Raw genomic sequence first — 19,371 nt, 5'->3', positions numbered from 1 at the left:
CGGGGCTTTTTTTATAAATACTTCAGCATAAAAAAAAACCTTTTAATCCATTGGCTGAATAGATTAAAAGGCCTTTGTAACAATAACCAATTGTTAGTTCATGTAGTATATAATGGCGTTCCATTTACCTAGGCAAAAGTAAGGCGACCGAAATTTAACTGCAATCCCAAGAAGTGGTTAAAATATTAAGTACCATTTATTAAAAAACCACACTTAAACCTCCTTCTTACATTCTTAATCCCCATAAATGGTGATTTTACAGTTCTAGCTTTGATAGTTATTCTTTAATCCTATTTTTGCATGACTATGAAATTCTGGAAAAAATATCATAAATGGGCTGGTATCATCCTTAGTGTTATGCTACTTCTGTTTGCACTATCCGGTATAGCATTAAACCATCGTAGCCTGATTAGTAAAGTTAATATTAGTCGAAACTATTTGCCATCAAGTTATAGCTACAATAATTGGAATAGTGCTGCTTTACGTGGAAGTGTAGAATTGGATTCGACAACCACACTATTTTATGGCAATGTTGGATGTTGGAAATACAATCACGACACAAATTTGTGGAGTGATTTCAATGATGGCTTTCCTGTTGGCATTGATAATCGAAAAATAAGTAAGTTGTTTAAAACAGATAACAATCGCTTATTTGCAGGTACACTATTTGGCTTATATGAGTACATCAATAATAAATGGGTTTATATTGAGATTGAACCAGAACATAAACGCATATGCGATATTATTTCAAAGGGTGATACTTTACTTGTATTAACAAGAAGTGAGCTGGGAATGCTTCCACTTAAGAATCCTAATTCAGATATAGCATTTAGTTATCTTCCAGCTCCTGAAAATCACAAACAACAAACCAGCTTATTTAAAACACTCTGGGTGTTACACAGTGGTGAAATAATTGGGACAACTGGCCAATTACTTGTAGATGCTATCGCCTTATTATTTATATTCTTTAGTATTACGGGATTAGTTTGGTACATATGGCCTAAACTAATTAAGCGAGCAAAAAAGAAACTAAATCCAATACAGAACAAACAAAAGTTATTTCGTTTTAGTGTGAAATGGCATAACAAATTAGGCATATTAACAGTAGTACTGCTTATTTTTACAACCATTACTGGCATGTTCTTAAGGCCTCCACTGCTAATTGCCATTGCTTCTACTCAAATAAAAAGCATTCCAAATACCATGTTAAGCACTTCCAATGCCTGGTACGATCAGCTTCGGGCCATTCGATACAATGAAAAATACAGTGTTTATTTAGTATCGACTAATAAAGGCTTTTATGCTTTAACTAAGAACAAAACTAAAATGATTACCATACCGGTTCAAGCACCTGTTTCAGTGATGGGAATTAATGTATTTGAAGCATTAGATGACGAAAAATATTTGATTGGGTCTTTCAATGGAATGTATGAATGGCAACCCTTTGAATCAAAAGTTTACAACTACTTCAGTGGTAAGGAGCATCGGAGTTCAAATAAAATGAGTCGCCCCATAGGTGACAATATGGTTACCGCTTATTACGAAAGAGCTAACAACCAATATTACATAGATTACGGTGGCGGAGCAACTCAATTGAAAGGGAATCTTGGTTTCCCAGTGATGCCTGATCTTATCAAAAAGAATGCTCCAATATCCTTATGGAACCTATCTCTAGAGATTCATACAGGGCGAATCTTTCAAGATTTTCTTGGCTCCTTTTATATTCTTATTGTTCCCTTGGTTGGGCTGGCTACGCTCATTCTATTAATATCTGGAGCCTGGCTATGGTGGAAAAGATACAAACTTTAACTTTCATGCAAACTCACAACTATTATCACTCACTTATAACAACTTAGCATTATAATCGTTTGCAAAAAAGGCGATCCTATTAGGTTGAATAAGTTTCAAACGCAACTGTTTGATAGTTGATGCGTAACAAATACTGGGGAAATTTTTAGAGGTAGAAAGAATGAAGGTTGGCAAAATGCGCAATTTAATTGCAAATAATAAATTATTTAAATCTAAAGAATATTCTTTGGATGATATCATCTTCTTCTACACCATCTATCTAGCACTTACAGTAATAGGATCAAATATTTTTATAAATATTATCTTAGACATCCCTCTTTTCATTCAAGTCTTCAATATCTTTATCGGCATTCTAGTTCTTTTTATTTATTGGCTGGCTTATTACAAAAAGAAAATAAAACCAGCACGTATTCTACTGCTTGCCATTATTTTCTTTGCCATAAACGTTACCTGGATTGAAACACAAGGTAGTGCAGGTCCTTCAATCGTATTTTTAATGGCAATGATTCCACTAATTGTCTTTTTTAGCCCACGCAGAGCTCAAACAATTAGTTTAATAATATTATCCATTAACGTGGTAGCTTTATTTATTCTTGAAAGTTTTTATCCCGAAATAATAACCAAATACGAGAGTGATTCGCAACGGTCTTTTGATCTTTTATCTGTAATGGTTATATTTTTAATATTTGAAATTCCTCTCTTGCAGTTCGCAAAAGAATCAATGCTCAAGGAACGTAACCAAGCGCTACAATCGGAAGAACGTAAAACTTCAATGATTGCAAACCTTAGCCACGAGATACGAACACCGATGAATGCCATACTGGGTTTTACTGAATTACTAGGTTTGCCTGATGTTCCTAAAGACGAGCAAAAAAAATATTTAGAGGTTATTGGGCAAAATGGTAAGATTTTATTTAACTTATTAAACAATATTATTAATCATTCCAAGCTGGAAAGCAAACAGGTAACTACTTCAATATCTACGATAAATGCCATAGCTTGCATGGAACAAGTGCATGATTCTTTGCTTCCTGCGGCACAATTAAAACCAGATGTTCAGTTTTCAATGAATTTCGACAAAAATGAAAGTGTCACAATAGAGAGTGATCATACACTATTATTTCAAATCCTTACTAACCTGACATTTAATGCCCTTAAATTCACAAGCAAAGGACATGTTACATTGGCTTACACTCTATCAGAGAGGCATCTTATTTTTAGAATTAAAGATAGTGGTATGGGCATCAGCAATAAGTTAAAACCATTTATTTTTAAACAATTTCGAAAAGGCGAAGCGGAAGAACAGCACTTACCGATGCAAGGAGCTGGTTTAGGCCTTGCAATCTGCCAGGGTTTAACAAATATCTTAAAAGGTGATATTTGGTTTGAGTCAGAAGAGAATATGGGAACTGAGTTCTTTTTAAGCTTACCGCTTGTTTGGTCTGAATAGTTTTTAACTTCACATAATAGGTAATTCATATAGAAAACTAAGAGCTTCGTCAATCTCTTACATACTGCATAGTGTTTTTTTCTACCTTTAGTTTGAATAAGTGCTCATTAGAAGCTCTTAACCCAAACATTAATGGCACACATGTTTAAGCATAAGTTAGAAGCTATTTATCAATATTTAATCCCGATTCATCTTGGGTTTAAAAATCGATTCCTAATCAAGGTCATCCTAATTGGTATCTTTACTTGCGTTCTTTCAACTGTGTTTAATTATTCGATAGGCCTCGATAATAAACTCACCATATTTACATTATTAGCATCATTCATATTCTCCTATTTGTATTGGTTGGCCAGATATAAAAACCTTGCACATCAAGCCAGAAGGATTTTTATTGTATTTATGGTGATAACGCTTAATTGTGTTTGGATGCTAAATGGAGGTTCAAAAGGCCCAACATTATTGGTGTTTCAAGCTTTATTCGCATTGGGTCTATTCATCATTCCATCGCGTATCTTTCTGGTTTCATGCATTACTTTTGTGGTTAACCTAAGCGGCCTGTTTGTTATTGAATACCTATTTCCTCACTTAGTGATAGGGTATCCTAGCGAACTGGATCGCATCATGGACATCTACCTAATAACCATGTTGTTTATGGGTGTGGAGATACCTCTAATTTATTACGCCAACAGAAATTTCCAAAGAGAAAGACTAAAAGCAGAGAAATCTGAGCAAATAAAATCGGCCTTCTTAGCCAATATGAGTCATGAGATTCGCACACCAATGAACGTATTATTGGGGTTTTCTGAAATGTTACGCGATGAAGATATTAATCGTGACGAGAAGAATCAATACCTTGATATCATACAAAAGAATGGTAATTTACTCTTACGCATATTGGGTAATGTACTTGACCTCTCGAAATTGGAAACCAATTTAATGACAGTTAATCGAAGTCCAATTAGAATAATAGCTTTACTCGATAACCTTAAATTAAGTTACGAGAAACAAGCTCATCATAAAGGCATTAACTTGCTAGTTGATGAAAAGTGCAAAGAAAAGGATTTAACCATATTATCAGACGAGAATATTTTATTTCAGGTTTTTTCAAACCTCATTAGTAATGCAATTAAATTTACGAATTCAGGCACAATTACAATTGGTTATTCTTTAAATGAGAATGGTTCGAAAGTAACTTATTTTGTGCAAGATACTGGCATTGGCATATCCACAGAAACCTTACCACACATCTTTGATCGCTTCCGGCAGGGTGATGAACGCCTTAAGCGCGACTATTCTGGCGTGGGTTTAGGCCTAACCATATCAAAAGGTTTAATTGAATTATTAGGTGGTAAAATGTGGTTAAAAACGCTTCAGGGTGAAGGAACAACCTTCTATTTTACACATGATCTGGAGTTGGTTCACATGACTAAAAAATACAAACAGTTGGCTCATCCAGCAATGAATTAATTTATCCAAAAAACTTCTCTTTTATTTGTCATATTGCGCAAGCGTTCGACTGTATCCTACTCCCTTTAAGTATCACTTTTATAGCAATATACTTCCAACAATTTTTATTAGTAACAATTTAATAAATAGTTTAACAATTGCTAACATAACATATGTCACCCCTATTGATGTTTAATGTGTCTATATTTGTGAAGAATATCACATAGCTATGCTATTTGTGAAAATTAAATCGCTAAATCAAAATCTGAGGGATTAACAAAAATGAAAAAATCAAATAAATATATTGCTGGTCTGACGCTTCCATTGCTCTTTGTTGGTGTATTAGTCAATTTATCGTTTACTCCCAATACAGATAATTTGATGGCCGATGGTACTAAAATTAAACCAGGAAAACGAAAAGCCACATTGGTTTTGTCAGATGGACGAAAGGTTGAATTATCGGGCGCAAGCCAACTCATTTACACCAATGTTGATGGTATTAATATTAAAACGGACTCAACTGGCTTAGTCTACCAAAATGAAGTGCCAAGTGAACTTAAAAAGCAAAATAAAACTACCGAAACAAAGCAAATAACTCCGCTAAAAGAAGAGCCATCTACTGAAAAAACAAAAGAAGTAACGCAGTAATTTTTTTATTTTCTCACTTGTCTTGAGTAATATTCTTAGCTTTTATTTCGCACTTGCCACCACACCTATACAACTATGAAATCATAAGGATCATTTCCATTGTAGTAGACTGTAACTTCCTGGTTTAGTTTTAACCGACGACTAATAAAATCAACTTCTGATTCAATCCATCTATCTTCCACTGTTAAAAACCGAACGATAGGTGTTCTTCGTGGAGACATAGTTGAGCCGCCATAACTAGTTTTGATATCTATTACAAAGCCTTCTACCCTAATACCAGATTTCATTAATCGTTTCTTCTTTTTAGATTGAGCAAAAAGAATGTAAACTAATATCAGTGCTATTATTATTAGGGCAAATATTTCTGTATAACCTATGTCGAGATTAATCTGCATGATAATTAGTTGTTGAACTCATAATTAATAGCTGTTTGAGTAATTACTACTCATCCCCTTCCATATTGAGCTTTTTCTCCACTTCACCTATAACAGTACTTACCGTTGCATCACCAGTTACATTCACGACAGTACGTACCATGTCTAAAATACGATCAACAGGCAATATTATGCCGATCCAGGCGGGATTTAAACCAACAGAACTAAGTACAATCATTAACATTACCAAACCAGCACTTGGGATAGCCGCAGAGCCAATACTAGCAAGAGTTGCTGTTAGCACTATTGTTAGTTGTTGTCCGAAATTCAAATCAATCATGTGCATTTGTGCTAAAAACATTACCGCCACGGCTTGATACAAACTGGTTCCATCCATATTAACCGTAGCTCCTATTGGCAACACAAAACTTGACACTTTTGGATCTACTTTCAGGTTATCTTCGACACACTCAATAGTAACAGGTAAGGTTGCTGCACTGGAGCTGGTTGAGAAAGCCAAAACTTGTGCCGGGCTTATGCCCTTTAAGAAACTCTTAAAACTTAATCGTTTGACAAAGAATTTCATGATGATTGGATAAATCACAAATGCCATCAACAACAAGCCTGCTAATACGGTTAATGAATACCAACTCAAACCCTTGAACAACTCAAATACCTTAGCTGGATTATCTCCAGCCATCTCTGAAACCAAGCCAGCCAATAAAGCAAATACAAAAAATGGTGCTCCGCGCATTATTATATCTACCATCTTAAGAAACACTTCGGATAAACCATTAACAACAGCTATAATCGGTTTAGAGTGTTGATCAGGAACAAATAGTAAGGCTATACCAAAAAAGATGGCGAAAAAAATTATTTTTAACATGCTTCCATTGTTCGACATGGCCGCAAACACATTGTTTGGCACCATGTCCTCAATAAAAGTTAAAGGACCATTATTCTTTTGCTGTTCAACTTGCTTTAATCGTTTTTCAACAGCTTCATCGGTATTAAAACCTCTGCGCTTAGCAACTTCCTCTATTTTATCTTGTAAACTAGTTTGAGCCAATAAATTTGTATTATCGTGAACAGCAAATCCTTCCTCCTGTGCCCAAAGTTCATAGGCAATTCGGTTTTCAGTTCGCACTTCTTTATCCATCCATTCACCAGGCTTGGCTACATTCACGATCAATAACCCAATGGATACGGCCACAATAGTAGTAAGCAGATACAACATCAGAGTACGTAAACCTAATCTTCCCAAATGTTTAGGATCTCCTAAACCAACAATACCGCCAATAATTGAGAACAGCACCAATGGAATTGCAATGAGTTTAAGCAAGCTAATGAAGATTCGTCCCCATGGAGCAATCCATAAGGTTGTAAACTCACTCCATCCGAAAAAACCAGATAAAACAGCCCATACAATACCCAATAAAAGACCAATGATAATTTTCCAATGCAATGCCAGCTTCTTCATAGAGTGAGGTAAATTTTAGAATCAGCACTAAAATAACAAATTACATTTGATTTTAGTGTCTAATAATCAAGCTTACCAATAAAACACATTATAAAGAAAGCTTTAAGGAGCCTTTCTTTATAGGCACCTTGCAACAAAGTACGAATCCATAGGCCCCATTAAAAAGAAAACCCAAGACAAAGCCTCAGGTTTCTATTAAGTATTTTTCGATCAAAATTCAATTAATCATTGATCCTTAATCATTCTTTTTACAGATACATCTTATTCAGAAGCACAGCATCGGCCAAAACCATAGCCGCCATTGATTCTACGATAGGTACCGCACGTGGCAATACACATGGATCGTGACGCCCCTTGGTTGTAGAACTTATCTCCTCTCCCATACTGTTGACTGTTTTCTGCTCTTTTAGTACGGTTGCAATCGGTTTAAAGGCTACATTGAAATAGATGTCTTCGCCATTAGAAATACCCCCCTGGATTCCACCGGAACGGTTAGTACGCGTACGCACCTTATCGCCTTCCATGTAAAACTCATCATTATGCTCAGTTCCTTTCAAATGAGTTGCTCCAAAACCCAAACCATATTCGAAACCTTTAACCGCATTGATGCTTAACATGGCGCTTCCAAGTGTAGCATGTAATTTACCGAAGACTGGTTCGCCTAATCCAACAGGTACTTGTTTTATAACGCATGTAATTACTCCTCCAATCGAGTCTTTATCTTTACGTACCTGATCGATATAAGTAATCATTTTTTCTGCCGTTTCAGCATCTGGACAACGAACAATGTTTTCTTCAGCTTTAGCCAAATCCAGCTCATTGTAATCTTTGTCAAGTTTTAAATCACCAACTGTTGTTGTAAAAGCGTGGATGCTTATTCCCATTTGCTGCAAAATTAATTTAGCAATTGCCCCAGCAACAACACGCGCTATGGTTTCACGAGCCGATGAGCGACCTCCTCCACGATAATCTCTTATGCCATATTTGCTTTGATATGTATAATCTGCATGGGAAGGACGATACACGTCTTTGATATTTCCGTAGTCCTTTGAGCGTTGATCTTTATTCCATATTAAGAAACCAATAGGTGTACCCGTTGCCTTTCCTTCAAAAATACCCGACAAAAATTCTACCTTATCCGCTTCATCACGAGGAGTTGTAATGGCTGATTGACCAGGTCTACGTCGATCTAATTCAGCTTGGATAAATGTTTCATCGATGATTGTACCCGGCAGAACACCTTCGATAACACCACCCACAGCTTTTCCATGAGATTCACCAAATGAAGTTAATTTATAGAGAGTTCCGAACGAATTTCCTGACATAGCACTTTTATTAATATCAATTTGTAATATTTAAGGCCGTAAAAATAATGCATTATAAGTTTACGACAAGATCAATTGCGGTGAAAAAATAAAAAAAGGGAGGTATAAATACCTCCCTTCAAATATCGTTAATGAAGATTATCCACAAGAACAACCACCACCGCAGCCACCGCTACTAGTTCCACAACCACCAGTGCCACAAGCCTCAGCTAACTCATCTTCCGATGCTTCGCGTACTTCTACCACTTCACCTTTAAAGAAAAGGTTATCTCCTGCTAATGGGTGATTAAAATCCATTTTGATGTTTTCATCAGCTACTTCCAAAACAATACCGTTCAAACGGTTGCCATGGGCATCTTGCATAGGAACCTGATTTCCAACAGTCAATAGTTCGTCATCAATTTTTCCTTCTACTTCAAAAATATTTTTTGGAATCTCAACAACTGCATTTGGATTAACTTCACCATATGCTTCAGCTGCTTTTAATTCAAAATCGAAGCTAGCGCCTTTTGCAAAACCTTCTAACTTGTTTTCGAACATTTCCAACATTTTACCAGCACCAAAAACAAACTCTAAAGGAGCATTAGCTTCGGTTTTTTCAACTACCTCGCCATCAGTTCCATTCAGACGTAATTCGTAGGAAAGTGTGACTAGTTTATTTCTTCCTATTTCCATTTTATTAAATTTAATCGTGTTAAATCGGTTACAAAGAAAATCAGTTTTTTGGGAACCATGCAATGATTCTCACAAAAAAGACACTCAAGCCTTAAAAATGTTCATTCATTAGCACCTTTTTTAGGAATGATTTCAATAATTAACACATTTGAGTACCTATAAGCTATCAATGCGATTAGCAAACTAATTTTCGAGCCATGCTTTAAATAACTTAACCTTATCGCGACTAACAATTATTTCTTCATCACTACTAGAACCATCCATGACCAGTTTTAATCGCGCAACGCCAAAACTGATCATATCTTTAATGCCATCCATTTGAATAAGATACTTACGACTAATTCTGAAAAACTGCTTTGGGTTGAGTTGAAGTTCCATTTGCTCCAAACTCTGATCAATGGCATAGGTATGTCCATCTTTAGTACGAATATAATTTGCCTTGTCCATACTGTAGCTAAAAGCAATTTGTTTGGTATCAACCATTTTTAAATGCTCACCTACCTTTATTAAAAAACGATTTTTGTATTGATCATCATTCGTTTTAAGCTGTTTTGCTGCTAACAAAAGTGCTTCTTTAAAGGAATCATCTATTTGCTGTTGACCCTTCTCATACTTTGCAAGTGCTCGCTCCAAATCTTCATTCTCGATTGGTTTTAGCAGATAATCTAATCCATTCACCTGAAAAGCATTTATGGCATAGTGATCGTAAGCAGTTGTAAAAACAACAGGAAAACTAAACTTTGCCTGCTTAAATATTTCGAAACTTAACCCATCGCCCAATTGAATATCGAAAAATGCAATATCAGGATGTTCATGTGTTTCTAACCACTCTACAGTTTGTTTTATCGAATCGCAGCAAGTCAGCACTTGAGCTCCAATGCGTTGTTTGTTTATCATGGCTTCTAATCGCTTAGCTGCCAAATGCTCATCTTCAACCAGTAATATTTTCATTATCGATAAAAACTAAAGGTAAAACAACGGTGAACTCATTCTCACTTTCTTTAACGACCAACTCTTTACCTGTCAAATAAAGAATCCTTTCTCTTAAATTGGAAAGCCCCAATCCTGTTGACTCCTCGGGATCAGGTTTCGGCAGATAAGAATTGCTAATAACAAGATTGCTTTCTGCAATGCCAAGCTTAATCTTCAGCTTTTCATCACCTGAAATGACATTGTGTTTGAATATATTTTCAGCCAACATCTGCACAGATAAGGGAATAACCATTGCACTGACACTCGAATCGATATTTAACTCAAAAGAGAACTTTTCTCCAAAGCGAATCTGTTGTAGATACATGTATCGTTTTAGTATATCAACTTCTTCATTTAATGGAATTAACTCCTTCCCCTTCAAATATAATATATCGCGATAAAATCGTGATAATTCTGAAGTAAATTGCTTAGCTGAGTCAATGTTAATATCCATCAAGCTAATTAAGGAATTGAGGCTATTGAATAAAAAATGCGGATTCACCTGCGTCTTTAATGTCTCGTATTGTAACATTAAAGCTTCCCGTTTTAAGCGCTCGCGGTTTTCAACTTCTCTGCGCCACTCCAGGAAAAATGATCGCGCATAAAACCATAAAGCAATAAAATAGAAGATGCCAAACTCAATCCACATAACAAATCCATAGTGCTTAACGAAGTGCGAAAATGATACGCCCTCAATAACACTATGCCAAAACCAGTTGACCCCTAGAATAACAGCTCCGCAATAAAAGGTAGAAAATAAAAATACAAGTATAATGCTTTTAAGCGGGTGATTAATCCATGAGATATACCTGCGTTCGATCCACCCAAACATGAAGCCGTATGAAAACAAACCATACCCCAAAAGCAAACTATAACACACATTGAGCCATACCGTTTTTGGATTTGATACACACTCAGGACACGACAAATACAAGAAGATAAATCCAATACTTGAAGAAATAACACCAGTGGAAAAGACGCGCCCTAGAACAGTGCGTTTACTTACATTGCTATCAAATGTGTTATAAAAATGAGCCATGGTTTGAGTATTAAAACTGAAAAATACACATTAATTTGATTCTTTACACTTTTTCAACATTTGTGTATTATGATATAGGCCCCAGCTTGGCCAAAGTTCATTTTCTTGTTTCTCCGATTCAAATTTTTCATTGGCTGTTGTAAATAGTTTCTCTGCCTTTGTTGCTCCGCCTCCAAACATTTTTGGTGTATTGAATACATTATTTCCTCTACAGTAATAAATACGTGGATTCTCAGCGTTTAACTGCATGGCACGATCCAAAGATTTATTCGAAAGGCTTGAGTATTTATATCCACGCGAGGCACTGGTAATACGTAAACTGTAAACCAAAGCCTGAAGCACATGTACCTCCGACTCATCCTCATTTGATTTAAGTAATTCATTGATGTATGCCTGCGCCTTATCCAAGCTTACGTCGATTGAATCGGTATCACTCATAAAATGCGTTGCCCTGGCATGTGCATAGGCCGAATAATATCGGGGCAACCACTCTTCTTTTTCAGCATTCGCAATGCGCTCGAAAGTCGCTGCTATTTGATTGATTTCCTCAATGGAATTTGATTTTATCAGCTTCGTAATGTTTTGTTTCATCACATCATGATAATTTGTTGCTGACAAATTCAATGCTACAAGCATACAAGTAATAAGAACAATAATAAATGATTTCATAATAGATTGTTTAAGATTATTAATTGATTGATATAAAAACTCCTAGAAACATAAATTGCTTGATATCGGGCAATAAGGGCATTAATGTATCTGGCTGACCATTACCCGATGGAATGGTTTGGTAACCCACCAAATGTTTTCGGCCCAGCACGTTTGACATGGAAAAGTGTACTATCGTAGAATATCCTGCAATATGTGTTAAGTAGCTCAAATTTAAACTCAAATCGTTATACATGGGAGCCTTACGATTCATAAACTCAGAATCATCAGGCTGGTGATAAGGACGACCAGATGCCATAATCCAGGTAGCTCCTACCTGCGTATTGATCGCTCCCACAAAATACTTTGCTACCGCAGAAAAGGTATGTTCAGATATAAACGAAGGTGATACTTTCTGAGGATAATCCTTGTACTGGCGTTTGGTGTCAATATATGAATAGGATACCCAATAGTCAGTGCGTTTAATCGTCTCTCTATCGCGAAAGAATATATCGATACCCTTGGCATACCCATCGCCATTGTTATTGAAATTTAAATCATAAGTATGTTGCCCCATATCGTACGTCACCAACTGATCGTATTGCTTGTAATAAGCTTCCATACGCAACAAGCGCTTCTTTAAACTTCCCACCTGATAACTGGCTATATAATGTGTCGATTTCTCGTAGTTAAAATCAGTGGTAAACTTTAAATATTCATTTACTGGGTTTTGATAATATTGCCCATAGGCAGCAGATAATTGACTATTTTTTCCGGTTTTATAAGCAACAGATAAACGAGGTGAGATATTCATCTTTGCCAATGCACTCGAGTATTCTAATCGCAAACCAGGACGAAAGGCAAATCGAGCTGACAGCTTAATTTCTGGCTCAATAAATCCGGCTAGTATATGGTCTTTTACTCCTCCATTCCAACTTTGTGAAGAACCTAAGTGTTGATAAGCCTGCTTATAGTTCGTATATGCATCAGCTATACCGTACGATAATTCTATACCATCACTAATGGCGTTTACCATTGTTGCCCGCACTTCAATGCTTAACTCATCATCGCTTGTACGATGCATACCAGCTAACTGTCTCTGATCATCTATGGTGGTAGCTATTCCCGTCTTTAAAAATGAGTTCTCGCCCGTAGGCACCGAATAGTTCACATTAACATAGGCGTTGCCTCCTTCGGTATCAATATTAGTTATTTCATCTCCAATATTTGAATTAAAGGCACTCACACCATAATCACCTGTAGAAAATACTTTTAACATGGCGCCATTATCAAATTTTTGACGATGCATAAAATTGATACCAGTGGCCTCAGTTGGTTTTGTCCAATCCAATCGGTTATCGGCCAAGCTATAATAAGGTGCCATGTTGGTATAACTAACTCCCAACGATGTAGATCGATTATTTGAACACCAGGTATTCGATAGCTCACCACCAATACTCATAAGCGACACACTCGTTATTGCTTCCAAAGCCACATCACTCGATTCGAGAATTAATACCGACGATAAAGCTTGCCCATATTCGGCTGAGTAACCTCCGGTACTAAATACAGTACCGCTAAATAAACTTGGAGAAAATCGTCCGCGCGTTGGTAAATCGGGCACTTTTGAATAATAGGGTTTGGCGGCCAAAAGTCCATCCACAAAAGTCTTTGTTTCGGAGGCATCTCCACCACGCACCAATAACCTACCATCGTCGCTTGCAGGCTGCGTACCGGGTAATGTTTTCAATGCACCATTAATATCGCCCAACGATCCTGCTGTGGTGTAAATATCGAGTGGTTCAAGCACCGAAGCGCGTTTTTTATCATCGGCAGCAAAAGAACCTGCAGTAATGGTTACAGCATTAAGACTTGTCATGCTTTCTTTCAAGCAAATCACAATATTTCGTGAATCAACATCATCAAGGTTTAATGTTAAGGGCGAAAAACCAATATAACTAACCACCAGGCTTTTTCCAGCTACTTCCTCTGTTTCAAATTCAAACTCGCCATCCATATCAGTGATGGTGCCTACATAAGTGCCTTCGATGGCAATATTAACACCTACCAGGGTTTCACCATCGCTTGAGACTACCTTGCCACTAACTATTTGCTGCGATAATAAATTTACTGTGCTAATGAAGAATATTAAACTTAGACTGATGATTTTTATCTGTTTCATTTTTGCTTTTTGTTTTTTTACAGAAGCAAATTTGAAGCTTAACGACCAGTGCCTGAAATAAACAAAGATGAATGGAAAGATTAACCAGACGAATTGTTGTTTATCGGAGACGATTCGTTTTAGTAAATAATCCACATTAAAAGACTCTTTACTTACAATTTTAAGCCACTTATCAATTAACTCAGCAATTCTATTATCGATTTCATATCTTGAATGTTAACTATTAAAACCTTCACATAATATGAAAAAATATCCCTTGTTAAAACTTGGTCTTTTATCGTTAATCTTAGTCGGAGCTATAAATACTTCAGGTCAAACTAAGAAAGAGATTCAGTTTAGTTTGGACACACTACAAAAGTCGCATTTATTACTTCAGAATGATTTTGAATCGCTTCAAGAAAATTGGAGGCAATATGAGGCATTTCTAGAACATCTTAAAGCAAAAACACTTGATAAGAAACACATCAATGAAACCCTTGAAAACACTCAAAACTTATTTGATGAAGCTTGGGATAAACAAGTTAGTCATCTAAAAACCTTAGAGGATTCAACCACCTTTTTGCTCGATTCACTTAACCGTCTCTATGAAACTCATATGGATATGATTGAGCGCGACAACACCTTTTTACGCTTACTTCGAGGCAAATTAAGTGAAGCATCATTTCCTAGTACCCAGGAGGAGTTACTAGGGATGTGGAATCTTTTTCTTAAACCTATTCAATTATCTGGCGATGCCTTTGGCTCAGGCTTAATTAGCCATAATCCATTTACTGTTGCCGATTCGATTCAGCAGCACAATGTTTATAAAATCGAGTTTTTAGAAGATGAATTGGCCAATATTTACTTTAGAGGAGGCAAACAACAAAAATGTTTCTACGAAGTAAATGACTTCGATACCGGAAAACCTTATACCATTGAGTGTACCAAGCAGGATGAATTTCAATTAACTCTACATATTTCACCAATGCCACATGGCTTGGAAGTATCGTATGAAATACCGGTTAACACCGATCAAGTATTATATTTTAATGGTGTTATGAAACCATAAGAAGTATCCAAAGAAAATACTATACAAATAAGCCGAATCATTTGATTCGGCTTATTTATTTTTAGTTATTCTTGTTCCTCTGGTTAATGGACTTTCTGCCTTAATTCATCCACAATTTCTGAACTTATCCAATAAATGTCTGAATGTCCATTTTCAGGCTGTTGGGCTAATGATTCGAAAAACTCACAACTTAGCCTATCCGGATAATTATTCTTCTGCATCTTTTTAGTTGCCATAAAAAAGAAGTATTTCATATCCGGTGTAACGTATAGCGACCATTCATTTCCTGTTGAAGAATTGATTGTTTCTCCCATATTAATCGGCTCCGTCCATGTTCCATCAAAATTATTGAATACGATGTAGTAATCAACGCCACCTAATCCATCTTTTAGCCCAAATGCGGGTACAATTACATAACTCTCATCAGGAGCTACACTAACATTAAATCGACCTGCTCCACAATTAATTTGCTCTGGCAACAGCTCAGGCTCTTGATAAACTCCATCAAGTAATCGGCTTCGATAAATTGCAGATTTTCGCTGTCCTTCTTTTTCACGAGTAAAATACATTGTCCCATCCTCTGTTATGGAAGGATAAAATTCTTTATCATTGGTATTGATGGGTGCACCTAAATTATAGGGCTCACCCCAGCCATCAGAAGCTCTGTCAACAACCCAGATATCTTCATCGCTTATGGTATCAACTTGGTTTTTTGGTTGGTTAGAAAGAAAAAACAATTTATTATCATCTTGACTTAAAGCAGGTTCTAAGTAGATATATTTTGGATTAGAGGCAAATGCAACAACTTCAGGTTGAGTCCAAACACCATTTACCTCCTTACTTACAACAATAGTAGAAAAGGTAAAGTCCACATTGTGCATTCCAAAATACATTTCTTTACCATCTTGTGTGATTGCAACATCTCTGTTTGACAATCCATTTGACACAATTCCAGGCGCAAATATTTGCGCCTTCTTACCTGGCAACTTTTGCCCCATATAAGGGCCGGAAAGTTTTGGATGATTACTCTTCACTTCTTTTTCGTCTTGCACTGAGCAAGCACCTAGAAAAAGAGCTATTGCAGAGGCAACTAATAATATTTTCTTCATAGTTTAAGAATAATGGTGTTAGTATGATTAACAGCAAGATAAACATTATTCTTCTGCAAGAAAATCCTAATCCAACAACTGACTCATCTCATCAGCTTTATTCTCCATTTTTAAACGACGATAAGCCACATTTAAGCAACTAATTATTGATTTATCTTTTGGAGAGTTAGAATGCGCTTTTTCAAGATAAGGCAAACTTTTTGAGTATCCTTTGCTTATCTGCTCCATTTTTTTTGTAGAGTTATGATAATCAACTCTGCTTGGATTTTTTAAAGCCTCGTAACGTTTAGTTTCAACATTATATTTGTGATCGGTTAATTTGAAATAAAGTACTCCAAGCATTTTAGTGGCATTCTTATGATTCGGGTCAACTTCAAGCACACGTTCAAGCGACTCACAAGCTTCAGGGTACTTTTTTAATCGTTGGTACGATGATCCTAAATAATACAATAAAGAAACATCATTAGGTTCCACCGCAAGCCCAGCATTAATTACTTCAACCGACTTTTCGTATTGCTTGCTATTAAGGTAGGTAAAAGCCAGTTTTTTATTTATGTCCAACTCTCGTTCTTCATCCTTTTCTCTGCCTTTTAATAAGGCTTCTTCGGCTTGCTTATAATCCTTTTTTCCAACATATGCATCTCCTAAAGAAATGTATAAATCAACCTCATCGTAACCGTTCTGTTTGGCTTCGTTTAATAATGGTAAGGCATTATCATATCTTTTAACACGATTGTAACATTGCCCAGCCTTAAAATACATGAAAGCATCTGACTTTTGTTCTGCATCATATTTAATGGCGGCTTGCTCATATAGTTCGGCTGCTTTTAAATATTGCATTTGGCTCTCCATTATTATAGCATCACTCTTTAGTATATCCGCTTCTTGCGAGTATCCTGTCATTACACCAACAAGCATTATCAAGCTTATAACAATTAGCTGTTTCATTTCACTCTGTTTTTAGGGGTTTTTATACTGCAATAGTAATAATTTCCATTTCAAAAATTAAGCCAAGCGCTATAATTTGGTGTAAAGTCATCTTTTTATAACGAAAAAGAGACCATCCTTTGGGGACAGTCTCTTCTATGAATTTATATGATTAAAGCTTATTCAGCTTTCTTCAAATCTTCACAACGTGTTTTAATAACTGGTGCATTTTTATCCGCTGGATAAATTGCCAATACTTCGTCGCAAACTGCAATTGCTTTATCACACAAAGCAACAGACTCAGCTTTTAGAACTTCCCATTTATCTGCATTATCAGCAACACGAGCATTCAATTTTTCCTGAGCTTTAGCATAAATTTCATTAGCTTCTTTTACCATAGGTTTTACTTTTTCCTTTTTCATAGCTTTAACATACTTGCTATTAGGATATTTTTCTACGGCTGCTTCATAATTTTTGTTCACCTCTTCAGCATTACCTGCCTTCTTGTTAATCTTGTAAGCGTAATATAAACATGCATCCTGCTTATAACCAAGCTCATTAGCTTGGGCATAATATCCCAAAGCTTTATCATTAGCTTTAGTTTTATAGGCACAAGTTGCAGCATTGTATACCATAGCAGCATCCATTTCACCTTCCCAAACAGGAATAGCTTGTTCGAATAATTCTAAAGCTGCTTTATAATCTTTTGCTTTTAATGCAGCGTTTCCTTCATTTTTCAATTCTGCCGCCGATTTGTCCTGAGCCATAGCTCCAACAAACATCATCATCAAAAAGGAAAAAGTTGCTAAATACTTCATAATAAAATACTTTTAATCTTATTTAATAGATTCGATTCAATTCAACGGTGGTAAAAATAGTTTTTTTTTTAAAAAACATTTAAAAAATGTTTTAATTTTTCTCACACCAAGCTTAAGAATGATCAATTAGTTAATAATGATTTAAAAGATTCGTAATTATTTGTTGACGACTCAACTCGTTTTTCTCCTTTCATAAATTCTTTCAATCGATCAGGCTGTTCAATTTCCTTACCAATCAACTTTTCAACTGTTTCAGGAAATTTAGCTGGGTGTGCTGTTGCTAAAAAAACACCGTGTTCATTTCCAATCAATAATTGAGCCAAAGAATGATAGGCAATTGCCCCGTGTGGATCAAGTTCATAATTAAACTGCTCATAAACAGACTCTATTGTTTTGAAAATCGTTTCGTTTTCGCAAGTAAAACCTTTAATATACGAACGAATATCGACTATATTCTCTTTAAATAATTCGCGTATGCGAACAAAATTACTAGGATCTCCCACATCCATAGCATTGGCGGGTGTAGCAATACTTGGCGCTGGTGTGTAAATACCACTTTCCAAATACTTCGGCACAATGTCATTAATATTTGTAGCTGCAATAAATTGCTTCACAGGTAAACCCATTTGCTGAGCAATTAAGCCTGCCGTTAAGTTACCAAAATTCCCACTTGGTACCGATATACTAATCTCCTTAATACCCTTCTTTACAGCTTGTGCATAGGCATAAAAATAATACACCATTTGAGGTAAGAAACGAGCCAGGTTAATGGAGTTAGCCGATGTTAAAATCAATTGCTCTCTTAAGGCCTCATCCATAAAAGCCGTTTTCACCAAGGCCTGACAATCATCAAAAGTTCCATCTACTTCGATGGCTGTAATATTTTGTCCCAAGGTTGTAAATTGCTTTTCTTGCACTTCGGATACCAAACCCTTGGGATAAAGCACAAAAACCTTCACTCCTTCAACTCCTAAAAATCCATTAGCAACGGCACTTCCCGTATCTCCCGATGTAGCCACCAATACATTGATTGTTTTATCCAGACCCTCGGTAAATTGCGCCATTACACGAGCTAGAAAACGGGCTCCAATATCTTTAAAAGCTAAAGTTGGACCGTGAAACAATTCCAATACCGATATATTATCTGATACTTTTTTTAATGGAATCGGAAAATTAAATGCTTCGGCAGTTAGTGTCTTAAACTTAGCCTCTGGTATATCCGGACAGAAATATGGTTTCAATACCTCAAATCCAATTTCGCCCAAACTTAGATCAGGTAATCTACCCCAAAAATCTTGCGACAACTCAGGAATTACTTCTGGCATATAAAGACCCTTGTCAGGCGCCAAACCATTAAGTACAGCTGATTTTAAATCGCTTATATGTGATACATTATTAGTGCTATAAAACTTCATTTGTTG

17 protein-coding genes are annotated in these 19,371 nt (G+C 36.1%); 5 read left to right on the top strand and 12 right to left on the bottom strand.

Annotation, left to right across the window (positions count from 1 at the left end; all coding sequences use genetic code 11):
• Positions 1–300 precede the first annotated feature (300 nt).
• The 4 genes from ACRD7B_RS09970 (at position 301) to ACRD7B_RS09955 (ending at position 5,353) form a co-directional block, all read left to right on the top strand.
• Positions 301–1,809, top strand: a complete 1,509-nt coding sequence (locus ACRD7B_RS09970; protein WP_430824395.1) for a PepSY-associated TM helix domain-containing protein — start codon at positions 301–303, stop codon at positions 1,807–1,809.
• Between the two features lie 175 nt (positions 1,810–1,984).
• Entirely contained in the window at positions 1,985–3,259 is a 1,275-nt protein-coding gene (locus tag ACRD7B_RS09965) for a sensor histidine kinase (RefSeq protein ID WP_430824394.1), read from the top strand.
• Between the two features lie 132 nt (positions 3,260–3,391).
• Entirely contained in the window at positions 3,392–4,726 is a 1,335-nt protein-coding gene (locus ACRD7B_RS09960; protein WP_430824393.1) for a sensor histidine kinase, read from the top strand.
• A gap of 261 nt (positions 4,727–4,987) precedes the next feature.
• The gene (locus ACRD7B_RS09955) at positions 4,988–5,353 is read left to right on the top strand and encodes a hypothetical protein (RefSeq protein ID WP_430824392.1); all 366 of its coding nucleotides are present in this window, start codon (positions 4,988–4,990) and stop codon (positions 5,351–5,353) included.
• 65 nt (positions 5,354–5,418) lie between these two features.
• Here ACRD7B_RS09955 and ACRD7B_RS09950 read toward each other — a convergent pair whose 3' ends face one another.
• The 8 genes from ACRD7B_RS09950 to ACRD7B_RS09915 form a co-directional block, all read right to left on the bottom strand.
• On the bottom strand, positions 5,419–5,748 hold the full coding sequence (locus tag ACRD7B_RS09950; protein WP_430824391.1) for a DUF3592 domain-containing protein: 330 nt from the start codon (positions 5,746–5,748) through the stop codon (positions 5,419–5,421).
• Between the two features lie 46 nt (positions 5,749–5,794).
• On the bottom strand, positions 5,795–7,207 hold the full coding sequence (locus ACRD7B_RS09945; RefSeq protein ID WP_430824390.1) for a dicarboxylate/amino acid:cation symporter: 1,413 nt from the start codon (positions 7,205–7,207) through the stop codon (positions 5,795–5,797).
• Positions 7,208–7,455: 248 nt separating this feature from the next.
• Positions 7,456–8,532, bottom strand: a complete 1,077-nt coding sequence (gene aroC / locus ACRD7B_RS09940) for a chorismate synthase (RefSeq protein ID WP_430824389.1) — start codon at positions 8,530–8,532, stop codon at positions 7,456–7,458.
• Positions 8,533–8,670: 138 nt separating this feature from the next.
• Positions 8,671–9,207: an FKBP-type peptidyl-prolyl cis-trans isomerase gene (locus ACRD7B_RS09935; RefSeq protein ID WP_430824388.1), complete on the bottom strand. Its 537-nt coding sequence runs from the start codon at positions 9,205–9,207 to the stop codon at positions 8,671–8,673.
• Between the two features lie 183 nt (positions 9,208–9,390).
• Complete coding sequence (locus ACRD7B_RS09930) at positions 9,391–10,158, bottom strand: LytR/AlgR family response regulator transcription factor (protein ID WP_430824387.1); 768 nt, start codon at positions 10,156–10,158, stop codon at positions 9,391–9,393.
• Entirely contained in the window at positions 10,139–11,218 is a 1,080-nt protein-coding gene (locus ACRD7B_RS09925; protein ID WP_430824386.1) for a sensor histidine kinase, read from the bottom strand. Before ACRD7B_RS09925 ends, ACRD7B_RS09930 begins: the two co-directional genes overlap by 20 nt.
• A 30-nt stretch (positions 11,219–11,248) precedes the next feature.
• Positions 11,249–11,887: a hypothetical protein gene (locus ACRD7B_RS09920; RefSeq protein WP_430824385.1), complete on the bottom strand. Its 639-nt coding sequence runs from the start codon at positions 11,885–11,887 to the stop codon at positions 11,249–11,251.
• Positions 11,888–11,906: 19 nt separating this feature from the next.
• Positions 11,907–14,048 (bottom strand): TonB-dependent receptor plug domain-containing protein, encoded by a 2,142-nt coding sequence (locus ACRD7B_RS09915; RefSeq protein WP_430824384.1) that lies wholly within the window; start codon positions 14,046–14,048, stop codon positions 11,907–11,909.
• 241 nt (positions 14,049–14,289) lie between these two features.
• Here ACRD7B_RS09915 and ACRD7B_RS09910 point away from each other — a divergent pair, with 241 nt between their 5' ends.
• Positions 14,290–15,096, top strand: a complete 807-nt coding sequence (locus tag ACRD7B_RS09910) for a hypothetical protein (protein ID WP_430824383.1) — start codon at positions 14,290–14,292, stop codon at positions 15,094–15,096.
• Positions 15,097–15,179: 83 nt separating this feature from the next.
• On the opposite strand, the gene ACRD7B_RS09905 is transcribed toward ACRD7B_RS09910, so the two are convergent.
• The 4 genes from ACRD7B_RS09905 to thrC all read right to left on the bottom strand — a co-directional run bounded on the left by ACRD7B_RS09905 (position 15,180) and on the right by thrC (position 19,365).
• On the bottom strand, positions 15,180–16,205 hold the full coding sequence (locus ACRD7B_RS09905; RefSeq protein ID WP_430824382.1) for a TolB-like translocation protein: 1,026 nt from the start codon (positions 16,203–16,205) through the stop codon (positions 15,180–15,182).
• 66 nt (positions 16,206–16,271) lie between these two features.
• On the bottom strand, positions 16,272–17,153 hold the full coding sequence (locus tag ACRD7B_RS09900; protein ID WP_430824381.1) for a tetratricopeptide repeat protein: 882 nt from the start codon (positions 17,151–17,153) through the stop codon (positions 16,272–16,274).
• Positions 17,154–17,311: 158 nt separating this feature from the next.
• Complete coding sequence (locus tag ACRD7B_RS09895; protein WP_430824380.1) at positions 17,312–17,950, bottom strand: tetratricopeptide repeat protein; 639 nt, start codon at positions 17,948–17,950, stop codon at positions 17,312–17,314.
• Positions 17,951–18,072: 122 nt separating this feature from the next.
• On the bottom strand, positions 18,073–19,365 hold the full coding sequence (gene thrC, locus ACRD7B_RS09890) for a threonine synthase (protein ID WP_430824379.1): 1,293 nt from the start codon (positions 19,363–19,365) through the stop codon (positions 18,073–18,075).
• Positions 19,366–19,371 lie beyond the last annotated feature (6 nt).

The organism is Carboxylicivirga fragile (assembly GCF_050589805.1).
Lineage (GTDB): Bacteria > Bacteroidota > Bacteroidia > Bacteroidales > Marinilabiliaceae > Carboxylicivirga > Carboxylicivirga fragile.
Note: the sequence above shows the minus strand (reverse complement) of the source record. Positions and strands in the feature narration are given on the sequence as shown.

Bases quoted from the DNA above. Each gene is read 5' to 3' on its own strand.
- ACRD7B_RS09970 (WP_430824395.1), top strand. From the start codon at position 301: ATGACTATGAAATTCTGGAAAAAATATCATAAATGGGCTGGTATCATC.
- ACRD7B_RS09965 (WP_430824394.1), top strand. From the start codon at position 1,985: ATGCGCAATTTAATTGCAAATAATAAATTATTTAAATCTAAAGAATAT.
- ACRD7B_RS09960 (WP_430824393.1), top strand. From the start codon at position 3,392: ATGGCACACATGTTTAAGCATAAGTTAGAAGCTATTTATCAATATTTA.
- ACRD7B_RS09955 (WP_430824392.1), top strand. From the start codon at position 4,988: ATGAAAAAATCAAATAAATATATTGCTGGTCTGACGCTTCCATTGCTC.
- ACRD7B_RS09950 (WP_430824391.1), bottom strand. From the start codon at position 5,748: ATGCAGATTAATCTCGACATAGGTTATACAGAAATATTTGCCCTAATA.
- ACRD7B_RS09945 (WP_430824390.1), bottom strand. From the start codon at position 7,207: ATGAAGAAGCTGGCATTGCATTGGAAAATTATCATTGGTCTTTTATTG.
- aroC (WP_430824389.1), bottom strand. From the start codon at position 8,532: ATGTCAGGAAATTCGTTCGGAACTCTCTATAAATTAACTTCATTTGGT.
- ACRD7B_RS09935 (WP_430824388.1), bottom strand. From the start codon at position 9,207: ATGGAAATAGGAAGAAATAAACTAGTCACACTTTCCTACGAATTACGT.
- ACRD7B_RS09930 (WP_430824387.1), bottom strand. From the start codon at position 10,158: ATGAAAATATTACTGGTTGAAGATGAGCATTTGGCAGCTAAGCGATTA.
- ACRD7B_RS09925 (WP_430824386.1), bottom strand. From the start codon at position 11,218: ATGGCTCATTTTTATAACACATTTGATAGCAATGTAAGTAAACGCACT.
- ACRD7B_RS09920 (WP_430824385.1), bottom strand. From the start codon at position 11,887: ATGAAATCATTTATTATTGTTCTTATTACTTGTATGCTTGTAGCATTG.
- ACRD7B_RS09915 (WP_430824384.1), bottom strand. From the start codon at position 14,048: ATGAAACAGATAAAAATCATCAGTCTAAGTTTAATATTCTTCATTAGC.
- ACRD7B_RS09910 (WP_430824383.1), top strand. From the start codon at position 14,290: ATGAAAAAATATCCCTTGTTAAAACTTGGTCTTTTATCGTTAATCTTA.
- ACRD7B_RS09905 (WP_430824382.1), bottom strand. From the start codon at position 16,205: ATGAAGAAAATATTATTAGTTGCCTCTGCAATAGCTCTTTTTCTAGGT.
- ACRD7B_RS09900 (WP_430824381.1), bottom strand. From the start codon at position 17,153: ATGAAACAGCTAATTGTTATAAGCTTGATAATGCTTGTTGGTGTAATG.
- ACRD7B_RS09895 (WP_430824380.1), bottom strand. From the start codon at position 17,950: ATGAAGTATTTAGCAACTTTTTCCTTTTTGATGATGATGTTTGTTGGA.
- thrC (WP_430824379.1), bottom strand. From the start codon at position 19,365: ATGAAGTTTTATAGCACTAATAATGTATCACATATAAGCGATTTAAAA.